Source organism: Bradyrhizobium sp. UFLA05-89 (assembly GCF_059803475.1).
Genome location: NZ_JBANBA010000035.1, coordinates 1 through 24,364, shown reverse-complemented (window position 1 = coordinate 24,364; position 24,364 = coordinate 1). Strand labels below are relative to the sequence as shown.

The 24,364-nt window shown below is 62.9% G+C and carries 19 protein-coding genes, 1 tRNA gene and 2 pseudogenes; 7 read left to right on the top strand and 15 right to left on the bottom strand.

Features of this window, described 5'->3' with window-relative positions:
• Window positions 1-24: 24 nt before the first annotated feature.
• Entirely contained in the window at window positions 25-930 is a 906-nt protein-coding gene (locus SO139_RS19735; protein WP_498540415.1) for a LysR substrate-binding domain-containing protein, read from the bottom strand.
• A 484-nt stretch (window positions 931-1,414) separates the two neighbouring features.
• Here SO139_RS19735 and SO139_RS19730 point away from each other — a divergent pair.
• From SO139_RS19730 to SO139_RS19710, 5 genes and pseudogenes are all read left to right on the top strand, one after another.
• Window positions 1,415-2,185, top strand: a pseudogene (locus SO139_RS19730) (SidA/IucD/PvdA family monooxygenase); the annotation flags it as partial.
• Between the two features lie 49 nt (window positions 2,186-2,234).
• Window positions 2,235-2,567 (top strand): annotated as a pseudogene (locus SO139_RS19725) (aminotransferase class III-fold pyridoxal phosphate-dependent enzyme); the annotation flags it as partial.
• 94 nt (window positions 2,568-2,661) lie between these two features.
• Window positions 2,662-2,892: an aminotransferase class III-fold pyridoxal phosphate-dependent enzyme gene (locus SO139_RS19720; protein WP_449381025.1), complete on the top strand. Its 231-nt coding sequence runs from the start codon at window positions 2,662-2,664 to the stop codon at window positions 2,890-2,892.
• A gap of 37 nt (window positions 2,893-2,929) precedes the next feature.
• The gene (locus tag SO139_RS19715; protein ID WP_449381024.1) at window positions 2,930-4,093 is read left to right on the top strand and encodes a hypothetical protein; all 1,164 of its coding nucleotides are present in this window, start codon (window positions 2,930-2,932) and stop codon (window positions 4,091-4,093) included.
• Window positions 4,000-5,283, top strand: a complete 1,284-nt coding sequence (locus SO139_RS19710; RefSeq protein ID WP_498540414.1) for an MFS transporter — start codon at window positions 4,000-4,002, stop codon at window positions 5,281-5,283. Before SO139_RS19715 ends, SO139_RS19710 begins: the two co-directional genes overlap by 94 nt.
• A 274-nt stretch (window positions 5,284-5,557) precedes the next feature.
• Here the strand turns inward: SO139_RS19710 and SO139_RS19705 are convergent, their stop codons facing one another.
• From SO139_RS19705 to SO139_RS19680, 6 genes are all read right to left on the bottom strand, one after another.
• Window positions 5,558-5,896, bottom strand: coding sequence for a lipid-A-disaccharide synthase N-terminal domain-containing protein (locus SO139_RS19705; protein ID WP_449381022.1), 339 nt, complete (start codon window positions 5,894-5,896; stop codon window positions 5,558-5,560).
• Window positions 5,893-6,624 carry a glycosyltransferase family 2 protein gene (locus SO139_RS19700; protein WP_449381021.1) on the bottom strand — a complete coding sequence of 244 codons (732 nt, stop codon included), beginning with the start codon at window positions 6,622-6,624 and terminating at the stop codon, window positions 5,893-5,895. Before SO139_RS19700 ends, SO139_RS19705 begins: the two co-directional genes overlap by 4 nt.
• Before the next feature lie 63 nt (window positions 6,625-6,687).
• Window positions 6,688-7,527: a phosphatase PAP2 family protein gene (locus SO139_RS19695; protein ID WP_474800776.1), complete on the bottom strand. Its 840-nt coding sequence runs from the start codon at window positions 7,525-7,527 to the stop codon at window positions 6,688-6,690.
• 1 nt (window position 7,528) lies between these two features.
• Window positions 7,529-9,271, bottom strand: a complete 1,743-nt coding sequence (locus SO139_RS19690; RefSeq protein WP_498540413.1) for an ArnT family glycosyltransferase — start codon at window positions 9,269-9,271, stop codon at window positions 7,529-7,531.
• Between the two features lie 50 nt (window positions 9,272-9,321).
• Window positions 9,322-11,430 carry a penicillin-binding protein 1C gene (pbpC, locus tag SO139_RS19685; protein ID WP_449381020.1) on the bottom strand — a complete coding sequence of 703 codons (2,109 nt, stop codon included), beginning with the start codon at window positions 11,428-11,430 and terminating at the stop codon, window positions 9,322-9,324.
• Between the two features lie 111 nt (window positions 11,431-11,541).
• On the bottom strand, window positions 11,542-16,746 hold the full coding sequence (locus SO139_RS19680; protein WP_498540412.1) for an alpha-2-macroglobulin family protein: 5,205 nt from the start codon (window positions 16,744-16,746) through the stop codon (window positions 11,542-11,544).
• Window positions 16,747-17,115: 369 nt separating this feature from the next.
• Here SO139_RS19680 and SO139_RS19675 point away from each other — a divergent pair.
• A tRNA-Arg gene (locus SO139_RS19675) sits at window positions 17,116-17,192 on the top strand.
• A 141-nt stretch (window positions 17,193-17,333) separates the two neighbouring features.
• Window positions 17,334-17,564, top strand: a complete 231-nt coding sequence (locus SO139_RS19670) for a hypothetical protein (RefSeq protein ID WP_498540411.1) — start codon at window positions 17,334-17,336, stop codon at window positions 17,562-17,564.
• Between the two features lie 14 nt (window positions 17,565-17,578).
• On the opposite strand, the gene SO139_RS19665 is transcribed toward SO139_RS19670, so the two are convergent.
• The 8 genes from SO139_RS19665 to SO139_RS19630 form a co-directional block, all read right to left on the bottom strand.
• Complete coding sequence (locus SO139_RS19665; protein WP_498540410.1) at window positions 17,579-18,280, bottom strand: hypothetical protein; 702 nt, start codon at window positions 18,278-18,280, stop codon at window positions 17,579-17,581.
• On the bottom strand, window positions 18,271-19,029 hold the full coding sequence (locus SO139_RS19660) for a terminase large subunit domain-containing protein (protein WP_498540409.1): 759 nt from the start codon (window positions 19,027-19,029) through the stop codon (window positions 18,271-18,273). The genes SO139_RS19665 and SO139_RS19660 overlap by 10 nt, the downstream gene beginning before the upstream one ends.
• Window positions 19,026-19,637, bottom strand: a complete 612-nt coding sequence (locus SO139_RS19655) for a hypothetical protein (RefSeq protein ID WP_498540408.1) — start codon at window positions 19,635-19,637, stop codon at window positions 19,026-19,028. Before SO139_RS19655 ends, SO139_RS19660 begins: the two co-directional genes overlap by 4 nt.
• 201 nt (window positions 19,638-19,838) lie before the next feature.
• Complete coding sequence (locus SO139_RS19650) at window positions 19,839-20,045, bottom strand: hypothetical protein (RefSeq protein ID WP_498540407.1); 207 nt, start codon at window positions 20,043-20,045, stop codon at window positions 19,839-19,841.
• 269 nt (window positions 20,046-20,314) lie between these two features.
• A complete protein-coding gene (locus SO139_RS19645) occupies window positions 20,315-22,621 on the bottom strand; it encodes a VapE domain-containing protein (RefSeq protein ID WP_498540406.1) in 2,307 nt (768 codons plus the stop codon).
• Window positions 22,622-22,927: 306 nt separating this feature from the next.
• Window positions 22,928-23,134 carry a cold-shock protein gene (locus SO139_RS19640; protein WP_498540405.1) on the bottom strand — a complete coding sequence of 69 codons (207 nt, stop codon included), beginning with the start codon at window positions 23,132-23,134 and terminating at the stop codon, window positions 22,928-22,930.
• Between the two features lie 98 nt (window positions 23,135-23,232).
• A complete protein-coding gene (locus SO139_RS19635) occupies window positions 23,233-23,865 on the bottom strand; it encodes a hypothetical protein (protein WP_498540404.1) in 633 nt (210 codons plus the stop codon).
• Window positions 23,866-23,951: 86 nt separating this feature from the next.
• Window positions 23,952-24,272, bottom strand: coding sequence for a hypothetical protein (locus SO139_RS19630; protein ID WP_498540403.1), 321 nt, complete (start codon window positions 24,270-24,272; stop codon window positions 23,952-23,954).
• Between the last annotated feature and the right edge of the window lie 92 nt (window positions 24,273-24,364).

Below are 24,364 nucleotides of genomic sequence, written 5' to 3'. Positions count from 1 at the left end.
CAGGCGGGTCCGACCTGGAAGGAACTAGATGGTGCGCTCACGCGAAGCTTCCAGTCGCAACCATTTGCTCACACGCGTCACGCTTCGACGAATCTTATGGGCAGATGGAAAAACGATGTAATATCCGAGTGCGTCGGAAAAATCGGCGTCGAACAGCTTGACGAGCTGGCCGCGCGCAAGAGCCGCGGAAGCGAGCGATGCACGCGCCATCGCGATACCTTGCTCGTTGATGGCGGCTTCGACGATGACCCCGCTGTCATCGTATTGGACGGCGTCGGTCAGATCGAGTTGATGGCCGACTTGGCGGGCATAGCGGGCCCAGTACCGATAGACGGGATCCTCGATGATGGGATAGTTGGCAATCTCCGGCAGACTCTTCGGCACCCGCTGCTTCTGAAGGAGCCGTGGACTGCAGACCGCCACCATGCGGTCCTTCATCAGAAGATCGGCATGAAGGCCGGGCCATTCACCATCGCCGTGACGGATGGCCATATCCACGTTCTCGACTTCGAAATCCACGTAGTGCCGCGTGACATTCAGGGCCAACTGGATGTCTTTCACGTCCTGGTGGAATTTATAGAGACGCTTGACGAGCCATAGATGCGTGAACGACGGCGACACGCTAAGGCAGATTTGCTCGATCTTCTTGCTTCGCTGCGTTGTCTTCGCTTTGGACGTCGCCGTATCAATACGCTCAAGCGCCTTGCTGACAGTTTCAAAATATTTCTTGCCGATGTCGGTCAATACGACCGTCGCAGTGCCGCGCTTGAAAAGAGCGGCTCCGATGAAACTTTCCAGGTTTCTGATCTGCTGGCTCACCGCGCTCTGGGTGATGTGCAGTTCTTCGGCCGCCGACGTGAAGCTCCTCCTGCGGGCCGCAGCTTCGAAATAGCGCAAGGCATTGAGGGGTGGAAGGTTCGCGAAGGTCATGCGCTGGCTTTTCTAATGTGTATTAGAAATTGTCAATTGCCTCGGCGCAACTAATTCACAAAAGTGTCACGCAAGATCAGTGCGGACCAATCAGCGGCTCCCGAAGATTTTGAAGACCAAGGCGATGGGGCATCGGATGGGCTACGCGCAATCTTTCGACGATGGCCGCTACGCCGTCGACGGAATTCATACGGCCGCTTTCAGGCCGAGCCGTAAGGCTCGCTTCAGCCCGAACGGAGAACTGGCGATTTCCGGGCAGCGTCATTGGAAGAATGATCCTTCGCCGCGATCAGCCTTGAGAGAAGTATCTCCCGGTTCGAGCTGCGCGGCGCACGCGTGGTCAAGCGAACATCTCCGCGGCCGGCCGGTATCGCGCATGAAACGATCCGGCGGCCGTCCGGACAGGTGAGCCGCCCCTCGCCGCGCGATTTCCACGAACAGACTTTCATCGATTGTGTCCGCAAACCGCTGAGGTGCACTGGCAATGATGCGCGATATCTACGATTGCATTGGGATCGGCTTTGGTCCCGCAAACATCGCTCTGGCGGTGATGATGAAGGAGGCGCATTTCCGAGGGAATGTTCTTTTTCTCGAGCGATCTCTTGAGCCCAATTGGCAGCCGGGAATGCTTCTCGAGGGAAGCGACATCCAGCACAATCCGCTTCGGGATTTCGCCACTCCCAGAAATCCACGCAGCCGATACGGTTTCCTGAGCTATCTGGAGTCCGTCGGACGCTTGTTCGATTTCCTCAATCTCGATCAGCCGTTCCCGCCGCGCACGGAGTACGCGGGCTATGTCCGCTGGGTCGCAGAGCAATTTGCCGAGGTCGTCTCCTACGGCGAGGAAATTGTATCGATCCAGGTGGATCGGTCGCTTGGTGCCGATCTCTATCAAATCCGATCGGCCGACGGCAGAACGCGCCTGGCTCGAACGATCGCATTTGCGCCCGGTCGATCGCCCTTGGTGCCGCCCGTCTTCGCCGAGGTGAACGATAAGCGTATCTTTCATGCCTCCCAGTACCTCTTTGGTCTCAATGCTATCGGACTCGAGGCGGCCCCAAGGAGCCTTGCGATCGTTGGCGCCAGCCAAAGCGCTATCGAGATCGCCCTCGACCTGCTTGGTCGCTACCCGGACGTTCAGCTTCACCTGATCTGGCGCGGACAGGGCGTCAAGCTGAAGGATACAAGCCCCTTCACCGAGCACATCTACTTCCCGGACTTTGTCGATTATTTCCATGCGGCGCCCGAGGGCGTGCAACGGTCGCTAAGCGTCGATCTATGGCGCAGCACCGGCCGCCTTCATCGTGGAGACCGTTCAGGGAGAGGGCGGTCTTTCGCATTGCCGGCCGGAATGGCTGCGGAAGATCAGCGAGCTCGCCAAGGAGGTCGGAGCCCTCCTGATCGTGGACGATATTCAGGCCGGATGCGGGCGCACCGGAACATTCTTCAGCTTCGAGGAGTCCGGCGTCGTGCCGGACATCGTAACCCTGTCCAAATCGCTCAGTGGATTTGGGACGCCGCTCGCGGTCGTCCTTCGCAAACCCGAACTCGATAAATGGGCACCGGGCGAACACAATGGCACGTTCCGCGGTAACAATCTCGGCTTTGTCGGCGCAACGGCGGCGATCCACGCCTATTGGACCGACGACAGCTTCGCGACCGGGATCGCCCGCAAGACCGCCTTCCTCTCGAAGCAGACTCGAAAAAATCGTCCCCCTCTTTCCACCAGGCGTGGCTTCGATCAGGGGGCGCGGGCTCTTCACTGGTCTCGCCTTCACGGACGCAGCCATCGCCCAGAACCTCTCGCGGGGACTCTATCGTCGTGGCGTCATCGCGGAGACCTGCGGGCCCAACGATGAGGTCCTGAAATTCCTGCCGCCGCTGACGATCGAGCTCGAATCGCTCGCATCAGCCCTCGACGCGCTGGAAGCGATCGGCGCAGTCCCGGCCGTCGCCGCGTGAGCTGCTGGCCCCGACGCGTAACTAAAAGAGTCCTCCCATGAACAGCCACCTTCATGCTTCTCCCCCCGATATGACCATGTGCGTCCAGCAAGCGCTGGACTCATGCATGGCCAATCGATCGGTGAGAAACCGCGGCTTTGCGCCTACTTTTCGTCGGCTGACGAGTGGAACGGGCTCCCTCGCCTTGTTCTACGTTAGCGCAGAGCCGTCGGTCGTCATCAAGATCGGCGCAAGCGATGTAATGCGCGAGGAGACGGACTTCTTCGAAGCCGCCCGGAAATTCACGAGCAGTGCACCGCATATCGATTTTCCCGCGGTGTATTGCCGATCCGTCGAACGATCTGTCGGGTGGTTCGCCATGGAAGCTGGCAAAGACGTGACGATCGAACATGATCTCTACGATGGTGTGGGCGAACTGGTCGAAGGATGGGAACGTACCCTCAATCGCTTTGCAAACTGCATGGCCCCGATCTATTCGGAGACACTGACGCCGGAGGCCTGGCGGCTCGATCAGTATCACCTCACGGGACGGACCACCGCACTCCTGACCGACAACGAGGCCATGCGCATCAATGCCGGGCGGATTGTGGGCCTTCCCCCTCTTTCGGACATCGTCGCGAGCCGCGTGATCATCAACGGACGTACCTTCGCTGCGCCGCTCACGATGCTGGATACGGCCGTGAGCCGCATGACAGACGATGCGGCTCCGTCCTCCTTCATTCACGGCGATTTACAATTGCGGAATATTATCCCCTCGCAGCAACACGAGGGCTTCCTACTCATAGATCCGAGGGCGAGCTGGGAAGGAAAGGCACCGCACGTGGCTTTCCATGGATCGCCGCTTTACGATGCCGCCAACGTGCTGCACAGCATAGCTGGCCTTTCGCCGATCCTCATCAAGAAGGAAAGCAAAAGCGCGGCCCCCGTTTACGCGCTGTCACTCTCCGGCTCCCAGCTTGTCATGGACCTGGACGACCGCTACTTCGCCTCGACGGAGGCCGGGATCGAGGCGGCGGAAGAAAGTGTTGCACAGATGCTGCCGGCTGCTGCGCTGCGCGGAAACTGGCGTGTCAGGTTCTACCTTTATGCCGCGAACTCGTGTTTCGGATGGCTGAGATCTCAGACCGTCGTGCCGGACCTGCCGACCTGGGCCTCCATCTATGCGACGGGTATTCGAATGCTCGGAAGGGCCGCTCAATGAGGGTAGAGCCGTTCGGGTTAGCCTTCATCGTCTTCCGGTTCTCGCGCAACAGCTACTTTCACGTGGCCTTTAGCGTCTTGTACTTCCAGAGCCTGGGCTTCTCACTCGCAACGGCTCTCTCATTGGAGAGCTTCTACTATATCGCCAAAGCTGGTTTCGAAGTGCCGTGCGGTGTCTTTGCAGACAGTATCGGCCGGAAGCTCACGCTGGTCCTTGGCTCGCTGGTGGCCGCATCCTGCTATCTTGGTCTCGGACTTTGCGATCAGTACTGGCAGATGATGCTCTTCGAGGCTGGCCTAGGCCTCTCGATGTCGATGGCGTCCGGCACCGACTCCGCTCTTGTGTACGACGAGTATAAGGCCCTTGCAAAGACCGAAGAATATGAGCGGGTCGAGTCCATCGGATGGGGCATGCGGAACATCGCGCGCGGTGTTGCTTCGGCCTTCGGGTCGGTCTTCGCAACCTGGTACACGATGGGCAGCACATTCATTCTCACGTCCATCGCAATCTTCATTTCCGCGCCCGTAGCAGCCCTGTTCCTCAAGGAAGGTGGCCGCAGAAACACGGCGCTTAAGACCGTTGTCGTGTCCGCGGTCGCGCTGGTCCGACGCAACGCCGAATATCGGCGGGTCCTGCTGCAATTCGCGATTATCACGATCGGCGTAAAGGCCGGTTTCTGGGCGTTTCAGCCCTTCTCGGATTTGCACCATCTGCCGTTGGAATGGATCGGCACATGCTTCACGGCACTCCTGTTCATTTCGCTCGTCGCCTCGTTCTTCGTCGAGCGCATCTGTCGCGTCTTCGGCCTGCTGCATACGCAAACCGCGCTGATCGTGGCCGCCTTCGCCATCATGAGCCTCTCCTTTGCATCCGAAGGCAAGGTTGGCATCGTCATTGTCTCCATAGGGCTTGCGCTCCACGCGGTCGCCCAAGGCATCTCCGATCCGATCATGCGCATACTGATCAACCGGTATGCTGAATCATCAGACAGCCGCGCTACGGCGATGTCTGTCGCATCCATGGCGGGAGACGGATCATTTTCGCTCGTTGCGCCTCTCTTTGGATATCTGATCGACAAGCAGGGCGGCGCGGCGGCCAGCTTTGCGATTGTGGTCGTGACGCTGTGCTCGCTCTATACTGACGTGATCAAGCGCCGGAAAGCCAGGCACCAGAAGGCGCTCAACCCATAAAAGTGCCACGGCGGAAATCGCTGCTCGCTGAAATGAGTCTATCCATGCGCCCGAGAGCAGCGGCATCTCGATCGCCTGCGCGAGGGCGGGCCCTACCGCAGAAACGAGGCGGAGGCGGCCGCCCTGCCCGGCTCTGCGTCAACTCCAATTTGTTCGATACGCCTTATCTACCGGATGCCTGGCGTTTAGGACCGGCGATCGCCAGTCTTACTTTGCATGGGGTTGTTTTCGACATTTTGGTCGGACGGGCCAAAAGCCCTGGCCCGGACAGGGATCAGCGATCCAGCGTCTTCGAGGCGCTGCCGCGGTTCTTCCAGATCAGCATGATGTTGCGGACGTAGATGATGGTCGCCAGCGCCTGTCCGAGGATGATGACCGGCTCGCGCTTCACGACGCCATAAACCAGCGTCATCAGCCCGCCGCCCATGGAGCAGAACCAGAAGGCCATCGGCACCACGCTGTTTCCGGCACGCTCGCTCGCGATCCATTGCACGAGAAAGCGCGCCGTGAAGAAGAGCTGCGCGACCAGGCCGAATGCGAGCCAGAAGTCGAACTTGGCGACGAAGACGTCGTAGAGATAGTTGCTCAGCGCCTGGCCGTATTGGATGATCATGCCTTCACCTCGCTGACTTCTGGCGTCGGCTTCTTGCGCCGGATCAACCACCACACGCCGGCGAGATCCATGATCCCGATCCATAGCCGGTCGAAGAAGCCGTAGTTTGATACGCCTGCGCGGCGCGGCCGGTCGATCACGTCGACATAGGCGATCTCGAAACCCTCGCGGCGCACCAGCGCAGGCAGGAAGCGATGCAGCCCGTCGAAATAGGGCAGCATCAGAAACACCTCGCGGCGGAAGACCTTCAGGCCGCATCCGGTGTCGCGCGTGCCGTCCTTCAGGATCGTGCCGCGCACGCCGTTGGCGATGCGCGACTGCAACTTCTTGAAGCCGGTGTCCTTGCGCCCGACCCGCTGGCCGGCGACGAGGCCGATGCGATCGCTTTTCTCGACCGCTGCGATCAGGTCCGGCAGGAAGGCCGGATTGTTCTGGCCGTCGCCATCGAGCGTGGCCACGATCGCCCCACGTGCCGCTCGTACACCGCTGCGTACGGCCGCCGACTGTCCGGTTGACCTGGCATGGCGGAGCTGACGCAGATTGCCCCGCTGCTTCATGATGGCCGACAGCCGCTCGCCGGTCGCATCGGTCGAGCCGTCATTGACGTAGACGATCTCATAGGCCCAGCGGCCATCGAGCGCAGCGCCGATCTCCTCGATCAGAGGCGCGATGTTGTCCGCCTCATTGCGCACGGGGACGACGATGGAAACCGAGGGCTGGAACGACAAATCGATGCTCGTGGTTGGAATGGGCCCGCGGCGGGAACCGGTCCGGTCAGCAGGCAGCCGCTTTTATGGGGCGGATGCCCCGCGGGCAACCCTTTTGAGGCGTGTGAATACCGGCCCTGGAAGCGCCACGATCACCCCGTCGCTGCTGATGGCAAAGCCGAGCCGGCGTGCCGCAAACCAGTAGCGTACCGCCATGGTGCCGACGATGCCGACCAGAGCGCCGGCCACGACGTCGCTCGGATGATGGGCCAGCAGGACCAGCCGCGTCAGCAAGATGACGATGGCATAGGTGAACATGAACACGCGCAGGCGCGGCCACACTGCGCTGACGGCAAAGGCCAATGCGAACGCGGTCACCGCATGGCCGGAAGGCAGGCTGGCATGGGCTTCCGTTCCACTGAAGGGAATGAAATTGAACGCGTTCGCCTTGCCGCCGACGAAGGGCCGGCCGCGGCCAATGACGTATTTCAGGACCTCGCCGACCAGCACCGAGAAGAGCACGGAAAAGAAGATGAATTGCAACCGCGTGCCGAAGCCGAGCAGCAGCGCACGCGAGGTGCCGTGCCGGCCGGCCGCAATCAGTGCCACAGTCACGAGCGCGGCGGCGAGCGCCGTCAGCACATACTCATCCTTGCCGAAATCGGTGAGGATCTTGATCGGCCACAGGCCGGGCGTGCCGCGCGCCGGCATCATCTGGATCTCGCTCATGTCGAACACGACCATCAGCGCGATGATCAGGGTCGCGCCGGCCGCACTCAGCCAGAGTGAATGCAGCGCCAGCCGGCGCGCCGCTTCGGCGCGCCGCGAATGCGAGGGAGCACGGACGAGTTGTGCCAGTGCGCGGCCCGAGACCGTCAGCAATTGCGCGCCGTAGCTCGGGCGATGTGCGACGTCGGCGGACATCTTACTCGGACCCTTCCGAACGGAAGATCGCAATCGAGATCGCGCGCCCCTGCGAGAAGTTGTAGCCGTCGATGCGCGAGCCAACGCGGTAACGAAGCCCGATCGCCTCGGCACGCTGGACGAAGCTGCGCTCGGAACGCTGCTCGACGAACGCAAAGCGGCAGTTGCCCTGCTTGAGGAAGTCGGCAGCACCCGAGCCATCGGTCAGGAGGGTCGACGTTCCCGTCAGGAAGACGAGGCTCGGCTCGTGATAGCCGGCAGAGGCCGCCTTCGGGCCGACGCAGCGCACGTTGCGCAATTCGCGCGCGATCTCGACGCTCGGAAACAGCGGCGTCAGCGACGGCAGGACCAGGCCCCAGACCACGACCGCCAGCATCAGCGCCGCAACCAGTGCATTGAGTAGCGAGCGTTCGGCGCGGTTGTTGTCGTAGAGCCACCAGGCGAACAGGCCGAAGATCAGCGACGCCGCGATGAAGGGCCATGCCGCGAAAGCCGGCTGGCGCGTCAGCATGACCGCACCGACGACCGCCATGATCGAGCCGAGCGCCGGGATGGCGAACCACCAGGCCGAGCCGCGCATCAGCCAGGAGCGCGACAGCACGCGCCGCTCCACGGCACCCGCCGTGAGGATCGCGATCGCCGGATAGAGCGGCAGCACGTAGTGCGGCAGCTTGGTCAGCACCGCTTCGAACACGATCCAGGACGGGATCAGCCACGCCAGCAGATATTGTGCACCCGGCTCGCGCCGGGCCCGCCACACCGCCGGCGCCGCCATCGCCGCGAGCGGCGCGCCCGGCCAGAAGGTGATCCAGAACAGGACCAGATAGAGTCCGGGCGGCGCGCCATGGGATTCCTGGGCGCCAAGCTTGCTCAGCATGTCGCCGCCGACGGAATCGGCGAAGAAGGCATCGCCTGCACGCCAGAAGATCGCGATGAACCAGGGCAGCACCAGCACCAGCACCCACATCAGGCCCCAGAGCGGGCGCAGCCGCCACAGCCAGGACGCGTCGCGGTCCTGGATCGCCAGCACGATGATGGTGAGCGCGGCGAACATCAGGATCAGCGGCCCCTTGATCAGGATGCCGGCGGCGATTGCGGTCCAGAAGATCGCGGGATAGCTCCACGGCGGATGCGCCTCGTCCTCGCCGCGCTGCCAGGCGAGGTAAACCCGTGCCATCGCGCCCATGGCCGCAACCACGGTGAAGAGCAGCACCGCATCGGTCTTGGCAAGCCGCGCCTCGACGCCGAGCAGCACGGACGCGCACATGACCAGCGCCGCAAGCACGGCGGCGCGGCGCGTGACGAAGCCGAGCGCGGTCCAATAGGTCATCAGCACCGCACCGATCGCGCCGACCAGCGACGGCACGCGGTAGACCCAGATGCGCAATTGGGCGCGCGGCAGGCCGAGCGCGGACGCGGTATGAACGGCGGCCGCCTGCAGCCAGTAGATGCCGACCGGCTTCTTGTAGCGGACGTCGTCCTGGAAGCGGATGTCGACGTAATCGCCGGTCTCGACCATCTGCTTGGTCGCCTGCGCAAAGCGCGCCTCGTCGCGATCGACCGGCGGAATCGTGAAGAAGCCGGGCAAGAGCAGAAGCAGCGCGCACAGCACCAGGAAGCCGATTGCGCGGGCGTGGCTGCCGGTGACGGCATCGATCACGCGCACGAACCGGTTGCCCGGATTTACGGGGGTTTTCGGCTCGCGGGGCTCTCCGAAACGGGGGCGGGCAAAGGTCTCGACCATTGGTTCCGCATACGCTGAAACCACCGCCCCTACAACCGCTTAAGCCGGGCTCATTGAATTCGAATGACGACTGTGTCGGCGGCGCCCGTGGCGTCGATCACGGTCAGCCGCGCAAAGCCCGGGCCGGGCGGATCGATCAGCCTCTGGCGCCGTCCGTCGATCTCGCCGAGCGCGGTGCCGTTGACCAGTATCGTCATGGGCAGAACGCCGCCGGCGACCTTCACGGGCATGGTGGCAGCCTCGCTGCCGGCCGAGCGGTCGACGTCGATCCGGGAACCATTCAGGGGAAACTGGATGTGGGGAGCCTGCTCGCCGCCAGCGCGCACGAGTTCCCCTACAGGACGGAACCGCCGCAGAGGCAACGGCAGCTTGGCGTTACTGACGAGGAGGGTTCCCTTCGGCGGCTTGGGCAGCGGGACCGGCAACTTTCCGCTCCGGGCGAAGGCATCGAACAGGATGGGCGCTGCTGCCGCGCGGCCGATCAGACCGGGAACCGGCGCGCCGTCGGGACGGCCGACCCAGACGGCGATGGTCATGCGGCCATCGAAGCCGACCGACCAGGCATCACGATAGCCGTAGGAGGTCCCGGTCTTGAAGGCGATGCGGTTGTGGGCGGCGTTTTCGGGTGGCGGCGTACCGAGAAGCACGTTGCCGACCTGCCAGGCCGCGACCTGGTCAAGCAGCCGCAATGGCTCGCGCACGTCCCTGTCGGTCATGATTTCGCGCAGCGGGCGCGTGGTTCCGAGCCTGGCGAGGCCCGCATAGAGCTGCGCAAGATCCTGGAGCGTGACGCCGACACCGCCGAGGCCCATGGCTAGACCCGGCGCTTCGTCCTTGGGGAGCACCAGATTGCCGCCGGCCTGCCGCAGCCGCGAGGCCATGCGGCTGGAGCCGACCCGGTCGAGCAGCACGATCGCCGGTACGTTCAGCGACATCTGCAGCGCCTTCTTCACCGGCACAGTGCCCTGGAAAGTCATGTCGAAATTTTCCGGCGCGTAGGAGCCGAAGCGGACCGGGCGATCGTCGATCAGGCTGTCGGGATGGACGAAGCCGTCCTCGAACGCGAGGCCATAGATGAACGGCTTCAGCGTCGAGCCCGGCGAGCGCAATGCGCGGGTCATGTCGACCTGCCCTGCCCGGCTCTCGTCGAAATAATCGGCGGAGCCGACGCGTGCCAGCACGTCGCCGCTCTCATTGTCGACGACGATGATGCCGACCGAAATGTTCGGACCCAACGCGATGGCGCGGTCGCGTGCGAGCGGCTCCAGCACCTTCTGGAGATTGGCGTCCAGCGTCAGCTTGATGACCGGCGCGTCCTTGACGGTTGAAAGCGCTGTATCGGACGCATGCGGCGCCAGGATCGGCATCGGCTTGCGCAGCTTCGGCACGGGTACGGCCTTCGCTTGCTTGGCGTCATCGGCGCTGATCTGATGCTCCTCGACCATGCGGTCCAGCACGCGGTCGCGCGCCTTGCGCGCCGCCTCGGGATAGCGATCGAGCCGGCGTGTTTCCGGCGATTGCGGCAACGCGACCAGAAGCGCGGCTTCCGCGAGCGACAGCCGCTTCGGCTCCTTGCCGAGATAGGCGATGGATGCGGCACGAATACCCTCGAGATTGCCGCCATAGGGCGCGAGTGTAAGGTAGAGATCGAGGATCTGGTCCTTGCTCAGGCTGCGCTCCAGCTCGATCGCGCGCACGATCTGCCGCAGCTTTGCGTGGAGCGAGCGCTGCCGCCGCGGCTCCATCAGCCGAGCGAGCTGCATCGTGATGGTCGATCCGCCCGAGACGATATGACCGCGCGTCGCAAGCTGGATCGCGGCGCGCCCCAGTGCGAGCGGATCGACGCCGTCATGCGCGTAGAAGCGCTGGTCCTCATAGGCGAGCAGCAGCTTCACGTAAGTCGGATCGACGTTCGCTTTGGTCTCGGCCGGCAACCGCCAGCGCCCGTCGGCCATGGCGTAGGCGCGCAGGAGCTTGCCGTTGCGATCGACGATGGTGGTGGAAACTGCGCGCGCCTCGTCGAGCGGCAGCGGGCCGAGGGAATACACCCAGGCCACGAATGCACCGATTGCAACGACAAGCGCAAACGCGGCTATCGAGAGGATACGTGCGACGCCTCCCCTCGCGCCGTCATGGCCGGGCTTGACCCGGCCATCCACGTCGTCACCCACCGCACGCGTGGCCGTGGATGCCCGGGTCAAGCCAGGGCATGACGATGGAGTTTGTTGCGCGGCTTCGCTCATACGAACTAGCTCAGGTTCGAGCCCATCTCACTTCGCCGCTCGCACCTCGACCGACCCCGTCCCCGTCCGGCCGTAGCGCGAGGGATTGTACATGTCCTCGACATAGGCCTGCGGCAGCACGTATTTGCCGGGCGAGACCGCGCGCACGACATAGGCGACGGTAAAGACCGACTTGGCGTCCGAGGCCCGGTCGACTGCGGCGGTGAAGCGGTCGTCGCGGAACTCGGTATCCTCGGGCTCCACTCCGTCCTCGATCCAGTCCAGCGTGCCGCTGTCGCCCGACGACACCAGCTTTGGATTGTCGATCTCGAGGCCCGCCGGCAGATAGTCGGACACCATGATGTGACCGTACTCAGGCTTGGCCTCGGTGATCTTCAACACCACGGCGAAGCGATCGTTCTGCTTGACCTTGCTGATGTCGGCGGGCTTGCCGTCGAGCGTGAAGTAGTTGCGCTCGATCTTGAACCCGGCCGAAGCGGCTGGCTCCGGCGTAACCGGCGAACCCGACACCGAGACCACGGCCTGTATCGGAGCATCACCCGTGTTGGTGATCTTCAGCGGCTTGCCCTCCAGCGTCGCCGCCTTGTAGCTGCGGTACAGCGCGGTCTTGACGCCCTGGCCATCGACATCGAGCGACAGGCTTTCCTTCGCCAGCGCCCGCGCCGCCAGCACCAGCCACGCATTCTCTTGTGTCGAGGTGTAGGGTGTCAGTCCGCGTGCGGTCTCGACCCGCGACACCGCTTGCGTCAACGTCGCCTTCGGCGCGTTGCCTTCGCCGGCGAGCGAAACCAATGCTGCGGCATCGCGGAGCTGCGAGCCGTAATCACTGCGGCCGAACTCCAGCACGGGCTTTGGCGCGAGCGAGTCGAGCGCTGCGCCGTAGACCCGCTCCGCACGGTTGCGGTCACCGACCAGAGCGAGCGCTGCCGCAAGCTGCGATTTCGCAATCGGCGTCGCCAGATTGTTCAGCTTGGTATCGGCGAGATAGCGGAGATCGCCGATCGGAGCTGCGCCGTTGCGCGCGAGCACGTAGAGGCCGTAGGCGAGATCACGGCCGCCGTCCTTCTCCGGCTCGTTGGCATTCACCACCGAGTTGCGGATGCGGTCGAGCGCGTTCTTGAACAGCACGTCCGGCACCACAAAGCCTTTTTCACGGGCGCGGCTGAGGAAGTCAGTCACATAGGCATCGAGCCAGGCGTCGTCGCCGCCTGCTGACCACAGGCCGAACGAGCCGTTCGAGCCCTGGCGGGCCAGCAGCCGCTCGATTGCATCGCGGATGCGCTGGTCGACCTCGGTGTCCATGGCAAGATGCGCACCGGCCGCGAGCTCGTTGACGTAAAGCAGCGGCATGGCGCGGCTCGTGATCTGCTCCGAGCAGCCATAGGGATAGCGATCGAGCGCCTTGAGGATCGTCGCGGCGTCGAGCGCGGTCGACAGGCTCGCCGAGACCGAGACGCTGCCGGTACCCGGCACGAGGTCGGAGAACATGTCCGAGGTCAGCGTCAGGCTCTCGCCCTTCGCCAGCGTGCGGATCGAGCGGCGCGCCAGCACCTGCGTCGCCGCCTTGACGTCGAGCGCATAGTGCCGCGCGAGCGCAAGCCCGTTCGGCCCCTTGATGTCGACATCGAGCGTCGCCTGCCCCGCCGCGGTTGCATCGAGCGCAAGCGAGAACGAGTTGCGCTGCTTGGCGGCGAGCCTGACCGTGGTCGCGGGATTGCCGGTCATCTTGACCGGGCCAGCGGTCTTCACATTGATCGTGTAGTCGCCGGCCTGCCCCTCGACATTGTCGATCTCGAGATTGACCGTGCCGTGGTCGCCATTGAGCAGGAAGCGCGGCAGCGTCGCCGTCAGCACCACGGGATCGCGGATCACGACGTCGGTATTGGCGCGGCCAAGCTTGGTGGCGGTCCACGCCACCGCCATGACGCGCGCGGTGCCGGCGAACTCAGGAATGTCGAAGCTCACCTCCGCGGTGCCGTCCGCGGCAACCGTGAGGATGCCGGAATAGAGCGCGAGCGGCTTTTGTGTGGGCGGCGAGCCCTGGAGCTCGGCAGCACCCGCGTCGCCGCCGGACTTAATCTGGCCGCGCGTGCCCGACATGCCGTCGATAAGCTGGCCATAGAGATCGCGGATCTCGGCGGTCAGGCGGCGCTGGCCGAGATAATAATCATCCGGCGCCGGCGGCTTGTAGTTGGTAAGGTTGAGAATGCCGACATCGACTGCCGCGATGACGATCTTGGCGTCCTCGCCCGGATTGAGTCCGTCGAGCTTCACCGGGATTTTCAGCGCCGCATTCGGCCGGATCGGTGCCGGCGGCGTCAGCTTCACGGCGAGCGTGCGCGTCTGCTTGTCGATGCCGAACCATTTGAGACCAATCGCCCGGCCCGGCATGCGCTGGGCCGCCGCATCGAGGGGCCGGCGGAGCGTCGCCACGACATAGGCGCCGGTGCCCCAGTCGTTGCCGACGGGGATCTTCACCTGCGCGGTGCCTTCCTTGACGTCGACGGTCTGCGTGGTCAGCAGGCGGTCACCGAGCACGTTGATGGTGAGCTTGCCGGCGCTACGCACGTTCACCGACACCGTCATGGTGTCGCCGGAGGCGTATTGCGGCTTGTCGATCGAGGTTTCCAAAAGGTCGGGCGTGTCGGCGCTGCCGTCCGAATACCAGCCGACATCGAACTGCACCGACGTCACCGGACCATCCGCATCGGTAGACTTCACGTCCAGCCGGTAGCGGCCGGGCTGCGGGTTGAGCGAAATGCGCGACGGCTTGTCGGCGGCAATGGTGAGATCGCCGTCAGCGACGCGCGAGGTCGACTTGACCGGCTCGTACTCCCAATAATTGTTCTGGCGATACCACTGGTAGCGCGACTCCATCTTCAGGAGCTCGTAGCGCAGGCCGTCGCGGGGATGCGTCTTGCCCTCAGGCGAGACGAACACCACGTCGAACTCGGCCTTGTCGCCTTCGGCAACGTTCCTGTCGCCGAACAGCGGCTTGACGCCGAGCATCGCGGCCGCGGGTGCGACCGGCAGCACGATCTTGCGCTCGACGGCGCGGCCGCCCGTCTCCGCCATGCGGACGAAGATCTGCGCCTCCTGCGGCCGCGTCGATGACGGCTGCTTGTCCAACGTGACCGGGAAAGTCGCTACGCCATTGGCGTCGGCCTCCGGCAAATTCTCCAGCGGCGTGCGCTCGTTGCTGGTGGTCTCCTCGTCGGCGACGCCGAACTGGTAGCCGGCGAAGCCCGGCCGCTCGTCGGCGGGCGCAACCAGCATGTCGCCTTCGAGCTGGAGGCCCGAGGCCGGCGCGCCATAGAGGAAATGGCCGTCGACCTTCAGTTCGACCGGAGCATTGGCCTTGATCAGCTTGTCCTTGGACGTGAGATCGAACTCGATTCTGTCGGGGACGTAATCCTCGACCATGAAGGTGGTCTCGCCGACCGACGAGCCCTTCGGATCGGTGAAGGCGCGCACCCGCCAAGTGCCGGTCGGCACCGCCGAGTTGAGCGGCAAGGAGAGCGTGCGGCCGCCGGCCCCCTGGTCCGACAGCACGGCGCGGCGGAATTCGACGCCGTCGGGACGCTCGATCACCAGCGTCAGCGGCCCGCCAGTGACGGCATTGCCCTGCCCGTCGCGCAGGAGCGCCGTGAGATACACGGTCTCGTTGGAGCGATAGACGCCGCGCTCGGCATAGACGAAGGCGTCGGCGCCGGCCGGCACCGCGCGTCCCGCAACACCGCGGTCGGTGAGATCGAAGGCGCTGGTCTTCAGGCTCAGGAAGGCATAGTCGGTCTTCTCGCCGCTGACCGTGAGCAGCGCCGGCGACAGCCCGCCCTCGCCGCGCGCCAGCCCTGCCTCGAACAGCACATGGCCGGCATCGTCCGTTTTGCGAGTCGCCAGAATTTCGTTGTTGCGGGCAACCAGCCTCACCTCGGCCTTGCCGACCGGATCGGTCGACGCCAGCGAGTTGACGAAGACGTGGATGCCGTCGTTGCCGGAATAGGCGGTGACGCCGAGATCCGAAACGATGAACCATTGCGTCGCGAGCTGGGAATCGTCGTCGCTGCCCGGCCCCTTGGCCGCGGCCGTCATCACGTACACGCCGGGCTGGAGATCGCCGAGTGCCTGGTCGACCGGGAATGCGGTGGTGACGTCCTGGTTCAGCGTCGTCGCGGTCGCGAGTTCGCCGGACCACACCTTCACGCCGCGCTCGCCACCGAGATCGGAGAGCTGGTAACGCGACAGCGTCTTCTGAAAGTCGCTGTCGACAACCGTGTTGATCAGGTTGCGGTCGCCGATCCGGAACACGTTGATGTTGACCGCCGGCGTATTGACGCTGACCACGGGAATGCCGCGCTGGCCGGTGCGCGGCAGCACGTAGGCACGGCTGGTGAAGCGCACGAACGGCTTGCGGTCGCGCACATAGATGTTGAACTCGGCCGATTTCGGCAGCCCCTCCTTCACGGTTGAAGGCAGACCGGCGCGCAGGTTGATGTTGTAGCGCTCGCCGTGCTTCAGGCCGTCGACGCAGAGCTGCTTACCCTCGGCCGACAGCGCCGGCTTGTCCTGCCCCGCGAGCGCCAGGAACGGCGCGAAGTCGGTGCGCTTGGCAAGCTCCTCGGAGAACTGGAAGCAGGCGCGCGGGCCCGCCGAGTCGGAATCGACGGTGTAGTCGAGCAGCCGGAAGCCATGCTCGTCCCGCAGCTTCTCATATTGGCCGCGGACGTCGGCGACCTCCCGCATGTCGAGCGACAGCCGCAGCGCATCCAGCGCCGGCCGGAACAAATGCCGCTCGGCGAGCGACCTGCCGAGCATCGCGAGCGCGTCAGCCTCCTCGCCCGGATTGCCGGCGCGCATGTAGGCGATGTAGGCGGCGGTCGAGGCGCGCTCGAGCAGGAAAGTCTGCTCGCTCGAGCTCTTCGGGGTGATCTGGAAGATGACACGGGCAATGCGCAGCCAGTTGCCGGCATCCTCCGGCGTGGTGGCGGCGATCTGGCCGAGGATCGAAAGGCCGCTGCGGCCGTCGTTGCGCCTGAAGGCGGCATCCGCGTCGGTGCGCAGGGTCGCGTTGGTCTTGGCGACCGGCCCGGCCTCGCTCTTGATCTGGGCTTCCAGCTTGATCGCGGCATCCGCGAGATCGTCGCGCTTGAACGCCTTGTCGGCGGCCTGCGCCGATACCAGGCCGAGCGCCAGCGCTGCGCAGATTGTGACGGCGCGAATCAAACTGATCATGATGGACTCCCGGGAGCGCGGACGAGCGCCGCGTAGGCGATGAAATGCGCGGAAAGGTGACAGACTCAAGGCGATGGAACCAGAATAGCAGAACGTCGCATGCGCCATTGGCAAGCAAATCCAAGTGCCGCCCCTGGCGCCGCCTCAGCCTGTGGCAGCACCGGACAAAATTAGCCGGTGGACCCGTCCCGGACGCGGGCGCAACATCTCAAGCGTCGCTGTCGCAGACCCGGGACAATAAACGTCCATCGCTTCGCTTTGTCGCTCGGCTGAGGAAAACGGTTCGATCCGGGCTTGGCGGACGCGCGGATTTTTCATATTTGGCGTGCTAAAGACGTCGCCGGGCCCCATCCCCGGGGCCGTCCAGACGGTCCCGTAGCTCAACTGGATAGAGTAGCGGATTTCTACTCCGCGGGTTGCAGGTTCGAGCCCTGCCGGGATCGCCAAAAAATCAAAGGCTTAGGTGACTACGTTAAAGTAACATCTGAGCAATTTGTCTGACTGAATTCGCCAGCATTTTCAACGATTCGCCAACACTCGCCGCTAGTCGGTCGTACAAGAGTCAGACAAGAGATGCGATCCGATCCATGACACTCACCAAGGCGTTTGGGTTGTTTTCAGCCGCGCTGGGCGCAATTGGCACATTACTTTTGTTCTTCGGAAGCTTCGCCTACGAGCAACCGGGCGCCTACTTCAACCGAGAAATGATCGACGCCATGTCGAAGCGAAACAGAAGGCGCCAGCTATTGCAGCGAATTGGGCTGGCACTTCTCATGCTGAGTTTCATTTCGGGCGGCGTCAGCGTCGCCGTCGGCTAACCTGGCGTTGACCGTTACGAAACAAGCGGCTCCCTGGTCACCGTTGCCCGCGATGTTGCCCACCACACCGCATAGCTGGTTGCGAGAATGCGGTCGTCTGTGTCTGACGTGTCTGCGTTCCAGCTTTCCTGGCCGGTGACGGACGTCTTGACCTTGAAGTTTTGAAGCTCCGACCGGAACGCTTCACCCTCGGGCAATCCTGCCGCGACGTGCAGCTGACCCGATTGGAGCGCCGCCATCATTTTCCCGACCAAAATTCCCTTGGCCACGTGCCAATGGTCGGCGTTTTGCTGCTTCTGTTCGCGACCAGCAGTGATGGTGAGCGACTTGAATTTTAGGCCACCGTTTGACCGCGCAATATCGGCCACCGCGGCGCCGACGCCGGTTGCGTCCATAATCAACGTTGCGCGGTCGAGCGGCTCGCGTGACAGAATTTCCCGAACCGCGAGAGCCTGGTCGACGTAATTCAAGCCGACCGGCAGCGAGTGTAGGAATCGAAGGTCATACCGCGTGACTGATTTTTGCTTGTAGGAATTTTTGCCCTCAATCCAACAGTCCGGCCCCTCATCCGGTGTAACCGTGTGATGGATCGCGGCCAGCACAGAGCGGTCGTTGGCTTTTGCCGGATCCCAGCCGACATACCAATTGTCGACGGGTTTCACTCGGTGGTGCGGCCAATGGTGCGCGTGAACGTATTGCGGCGGTGTCACAGCCATAGCGGTTTCAGCTCCGGATCGAAACATCGGTTGATTAATTCGGTCGAAAAGAATTGATTCTCTTCGTCCGTTGCCCAATGGCAGAAAAATTCCTGGCGCCAGCGGACATCGCCAAGCTCGCGGCGCTGCTCCTCTAGCCACTGCTTGTCGATCCTCGGGCATTGATCCGCGGTGACGGAGATTCGAGTCCACGACTCGTCGGCGGTGTCATGCCAGCGTTGCCCGAACCACGTGTCGCGATGACCAGGGCTGCTAAGCGCGATGAAACGGCCGCCTTTCGACGTCGCGAGCATGGGCGACAAACTTTGAATGATTTCCCCGTCAATAAAGCCACACTCATCCAAGGCGATTAGGGCCGGTGCACTGAGGCCGCGCGTGGTCACACCATCCCCCGGAAGCGCAACTACCCGCGAGCCATCGGGCCACTCGATTTTTGTCACCGCATCGTTCTTCAGCGGCACTGCGCCGGGGAGCTTGTCATAGAGCCTGCGAATGGTGCGCAGTAGCTCATTGCTCTGCCGGGCGCTCGGCGCGGCCAGCACGACCAGGCAGCCAGGCTGGCTAATGACGGTTTCCAGGCACGCCAGCGCGGTAATCAGGCTTTTGCCGGCCTGCCTGGAGCATGCGAGAAGGGCTTTGCGCGGCCGGTCCACGATTACGCGGCGCTGCCACGGGTCGAGCGTGTAGCCCAACGATTCGGCGAGCAGTTCCGGTGCGAAGGCCCAAGACAGGTTGCGCGCGAGGCTCATGGCAGCGGCACCGGGCACGGCGGGATGGGCGTCACGTCAATCGTCACTGGTTGCTTGGTGATAGCGGCCACGGCGTCGTTCTCGATGCTTGCGAGCGCGCGGCCGATTGCCAGGCGCGCTTCGGGGTACGGCCTCACCGCGTCGAGCAGCACGGCGCGTAGCTGCATGAACTCGGGACTGGCGAGCAGGTGCACGTGTTCCGTACGCGTCACGTTGACCAGTTGCCCGATCAGGCGCCCGATCGTCTGATAGTGCTTGAGCGCCGCGCTCTCGGCCGCCACGGCGCCCTGAGTGTCGCCCGCTTGCCTAGCCAGGTTGGCGTCGCTCTGTAGGCGCATGCGGGCCGCCGCTATGCCGGCGAGCAGACCGCTGCCCTCCTGCCGCGCCAGGACGTCAGGATCAACGCCAGTGGGCGCCGTAGCCACGAGCAACGCGGCTTTAGCAGCCGGGCTAAGGTGGAAGGCCGCATGCCGCTTGAGCACGTGCACGGGCAGGCCGTGGCGCTCGCTGATCACCTTGCGCGGGACGCGCGCGACCAGGGCGCGGTCGATTAGCGCTCGATCGGCGTGGTTGCAGACGCCGCAGTTACCGGGTCCGGTCTTGGCCATTTGAATTCGTTCGGGGTGGGTATGATTTTTGTACTATATCGCATAATAATCATTTACGCAACATGAGTCAGACAAGGCAATTCAACATATTGATTTTGCTACACAAAATACATGAGTAGCGGATGCTTAGTCCGCTAATAAGGATCGATATAGCTGAGTTAGTCAGGTAATTTGTGGCATCTTTCGAAGATCGGTGTCGCCTCAGATCGCGACGGCCACCATGCGCCGACCCGGATATTCTGCGTGCCAGCGGATTTCGCCAGCCGTCATTCCCAAGCTCATCAGGCGCTCGATCAGCTCCGCCCGGCTACCACCATTTGCGAACGTCTCGATTGCATCGTCGTACGCATCGACGTCACCGACGCAGATGAAACCTTTCTCCCGCAGCAGTCGAACCACGTCAGCCATTTGTGAACCCCAAATTGAAGTGCCGCAGAAGCATCATGCACATTTGCGATTGGCGATCGAGACTTGAATTTTAGGTAAGTTATTGATACCGTTGCGATTATTGTAAACTTTCAACTTCCGATGTTAACTGTCAACATTTGCGATTGGCATGACCGACATGACTAACATGGCTGACATGACCAATTTTCCTTAGAGTCTATACGCGTACCCTGCCCCTGTATTTTCTCTCCATAGAGTCTCTAGGAAAGTCAGTCATAGTCGGTCATTGGTCAGCGGCTTCGTACCCAAGGCTTGCGCGTCATAGTGGGCTTTCCACGTTCCCACCCGAGCCGTTCCAGCACCGCTATGATTCGGTTCTGATCCGCCCTGCCCAGCTTGGCCTTCTCGACGTGCAGCGCGTGTGTGGCGATCTCGCCTACCGTGATATTCGGTCTGGCGAGCGCGGCCGGGGTGGCCAGCCAAGAGCTAATCGCATCCTCCCACGCGTCCGCCTCATACCGGGCCGATTGCTGCGGGGCGATGTGCTCGCGCTCGAAATCCCGGTTTGGCCACCACTGCGCGCCCGCGTCGAACTGCGCCACGGCTTCGGCGAATAACTGGTCACGGTCGGCCTTCAGTGCCTCAATGTCGATCGCACCGCATTTGACCGGCCAGAACCGGCGCCCACCCGTTTCGTCGCGAAGGTAGGTGTCTTTGTTGGTCGTGCCGATGAAAATGCACTGCCGGGGTTCGATCACTTCGTTGCGCCCGTGGCTTGGCCTATAGCGTTCCTCGGTCCGGGTGATAAACGCCTTGAGCAATGCGGTGTCGGCCTTGCCCATGGCGTGCATTTCGGCAACCTCGACAAGCCACAATCCGCGCAGATGCTGTGACGCGTCCTTATGGGCGATGTCCCGCAACGAATCGTCGAACCACTCGCCGCCGAGCACCTTGCACGCGCCCGATTTCATCGCACCTTGCTCGCCTTCCAGTACGAGCATGTAATCAGCCTTGCAGCCCGGCCGCACGATACGCGCCACCATGCCAATCAGGAACATCGCGCCCACCGCGGCCTCATAAGGCGTGTCCGGCGTTCCGAGATATCGCGTCAACCACGTGGCCAAACGCTTGCCACCGTCCCACCGCAGGCCACGCAGATAGTCCCGCACGGGGTGATATCCGCATCTGTGCGCGTGCATGGTCAGCGCGTCTTGCACGGTCGCTTTCGCAATGCTCTTGAGCCGGTTCGAACCGCGGTCGCTATGCTGTAACCAGCGCTGCACGATCGTGACGTCATTGTCAGTCATCGGCCGCGGCGCGAACACTCCGTCAGGATCGATCGGGCTTCGCAGCATGACCAGCCGCTGCATTTCGTCGTACGCCAGCGCGTCCGCGAGTAGCGGCGTGTTTTCGACTATCAACGCTGTGTTCGCGAGGTTGCCGACGATTCCGGTTTTGGTGTCGATATCGAGTTTCTGTTCCCACGCGAGCCGCGCGGCCATCATGGCGCCAGGACTGCCAGACGGCGGCGGCAATCCTGGCGCGAGCGCTGGCGACGTCACGACGGGCAACGGCGCAGGACATGGAGGAATAACCTTCGCCTCCGCATCTATCTCGGCCAGGATTGCGTCGATGTCGAGCGGAGCGGCCGGCCAACCGAACATCGCGGCGGCCGATTTCGGCACGACGTCGCGAATGCCGTTCTCATGCGCAAATTGAAACAGCGTGTTGAATGTCGAGTCGCCCTCGCGGAATTCCTCCCGACCGCGGTTGACAAGATCGTCAATCAGGTAAGTGGTTTGCGCCTCCCCGTCGTGCATCGCACTGGCGATTTGATGGGCGACATAACGTCCGTACTGCGCGACGGTGGCCCAAATCGCAGCGCGCCAGACGTCATAGGGCATGCCGACCTGGTGATGCACCTTGAGCATGTATTTTGCGAAGGCGCGCAGGTCATAGCTGCCCGGCTTGATAACGGACGGATCCGGCGGAGTGCTTCTCAGCGCGCGGGCGTCTTTGGAGGCTTCGATCAAACCCGCAGGCGCTTGATAGGGCTCGGACGGGGCATCGGGACAAACAGTGTATGCAAGCCCGTCGATTACGGAGCCGGGAATCAGCATGTAGCCGTTGATGCGCGTCTCGACGCAGGCTTGCTGCCAGCCGTCGAGCTTCTTTATCCCGCGTTGGACCAGCGCCTTCACATCTACGCCCGGCGCTGAAAAGTAAAAGTGATATCCCCCGGACTTGCTGATGACGTGCGGTCGCTGGTGGGCATCAAAGCCCCATTCGGCGCAAAGCTCCAACCATGCCGCCCAAGCACGTTCGGTGCCGGCCTGTTCGCTATCTTTGTCTCTGGCGAGCTTGCGCGCCTTGATATCGATTTCGACGCCGATCAAGCCGCTTTCGGCGCACGCGATCGCCCAGGCACAGCCGGGAAATTCTTCCGCCCACCCGGTGAGTTGTGCCGGGTCATTCGTCGCCGCGGCCTTCCATCCGATGATGGCCGGTCGCTTCGTGTCGGGTCGGATTGGGAATTTTTTGGCGTCAGGAAGAAAAGAAGTTGCAGTTTTCAGGTTGTTCGTGTACAAACGATGCATCGATTGCGCCCTCCAACGGCGCGGTCACCAAGTAATCCAAAGGCCCGGCGCGTGCCCCCGCGTTGGGCCTTTCGTTTTGTCAGCGCCGCAATGGCGGCGGTGGGGGATATTTCGGTGGCGGCTTTTTTGGCGCCCGCGGGAGTCGATGATCCCGGCAAAAGAGGATCCACTCCAGCTCTTCCGCCAGTTCCCGGCAGCGAGTGCGCCAGGCTAGAGGCTCCCGAACGATTTCGGCGCGATACCGTTCGACGTGCTCGCGCAGAAGCGTGTACGCGTGCTCCGCGGCTTGATCGATTTCGCTCATCGTCAGGCCAACCTGACGTTGGTTGCTTGCGGTTTGCCGGTCCGCTCGGAGATCTCAATTTCGAACGCGATGTGCGTTCCTGGTGCCAGCGCGCTAGTGCCGACGGGCAGCTTCGAGGCGTGAACGAAGATGTCATGTTTGCTGACATCCGTCCTCACGAAGCCGAAGCCTCTTTCACAGCTCCACTTAACGACTTTACCGATTTGCATTGCTTCTGTTCCTGAATTGGGGATTGAGAACCCCGGCGCGATCGGCGAGAAACAACCGCGCCGGGGTTGAGCAGTCCGCGGGGGATCGTCGCGGACCGCTATTCGGTGATCGCCTTGCCTTCGATTTCGGCCGCGGTCTTGAAGTCGACCGCATCGGCAATATTCTGCCGCAACTGATCCTCGAAAGCCGCGACGAACCTCTCAGCCTCTGCGAGGGTCTTGCGATTGGTGAACGCCTCGGGCTCCATGATCGTGAGGAAACGTTCTCGGGCAAGCTCGTGTGATTGAGCTTCGAGTCCGCTCAACATCGGCGGCACGCTTGCGATCGCGCGCATGCCTTCGAGATCGCCGTCCTTCAGTATCGCGTTGAACGCCTTCGCCCGACCGGCAGAGTCGAGGCTTTTGAGATGCGCCCGCGTCTCGGCGGCGATCGAGACATCCTCCAGGCTGAGACCAGCCTTCGGTCGCAGCGCTTCCGATAGCTTCGCTTCATGGCCGGTGATGCTTGCGCGTGCGGTTTCGCGTGCTTTGACCAGTGCGTCAAACGCGGGCTTCATTTTCGATTTGGTTACCGCCGCCTGGCGTACGAGTTGCGCACCAGGGGTCAACGTGCTGTCGGTCGCGACACGCGCGATCGATTCGAGCGACGTGCGATACGCGCCGACCGCGTTCTTGACCGATGTCGCAAGGCCGTCGAGCAGCTTGCTGCCCTCACCAAAGCCCTTGGTCATTTGTTCGAACCCGGCCGCAGGCGCCGCACTGGGATTTTTCCGTCGAACTGGTAGTTGCATTGTCGTTCTACCTTCCTTCTGGGTTTTTACGAGAAGTCCCCGCCGGCGAGGAATTCCGCCGATCGGCCGTTGCTGTTTTTCGCGACGAAAATTGAGCCCGCCCGATACTGCGTGGTCAGTGCGGTTTTGCCCGATTTGTTCGTCGCGACCACGCCGGGCGTCGCGCCAGCAGCGAGCGTGATTGTGCCGGTCCCAGAAATGATGAAACCGCAGTTGAAGCCTTCCGGCAGATCGCCAGGCACCGTAACGATGATGTTGCTGGGATCTCCGGAGCGGAAGATAACGCCGCAGTCCTCAACGCCGCGAAGCGTGTAGTTTCCGGCCAGCGCGAGGATTTTGCCGCGCAAGTTTGCGTAGGTGTATGACATGTCCTTGAGGCTCCTCTAATCGACGAGCAGCGTGCCGACGCTGGCTTGCACTACGACGATCGTGCGTTGAA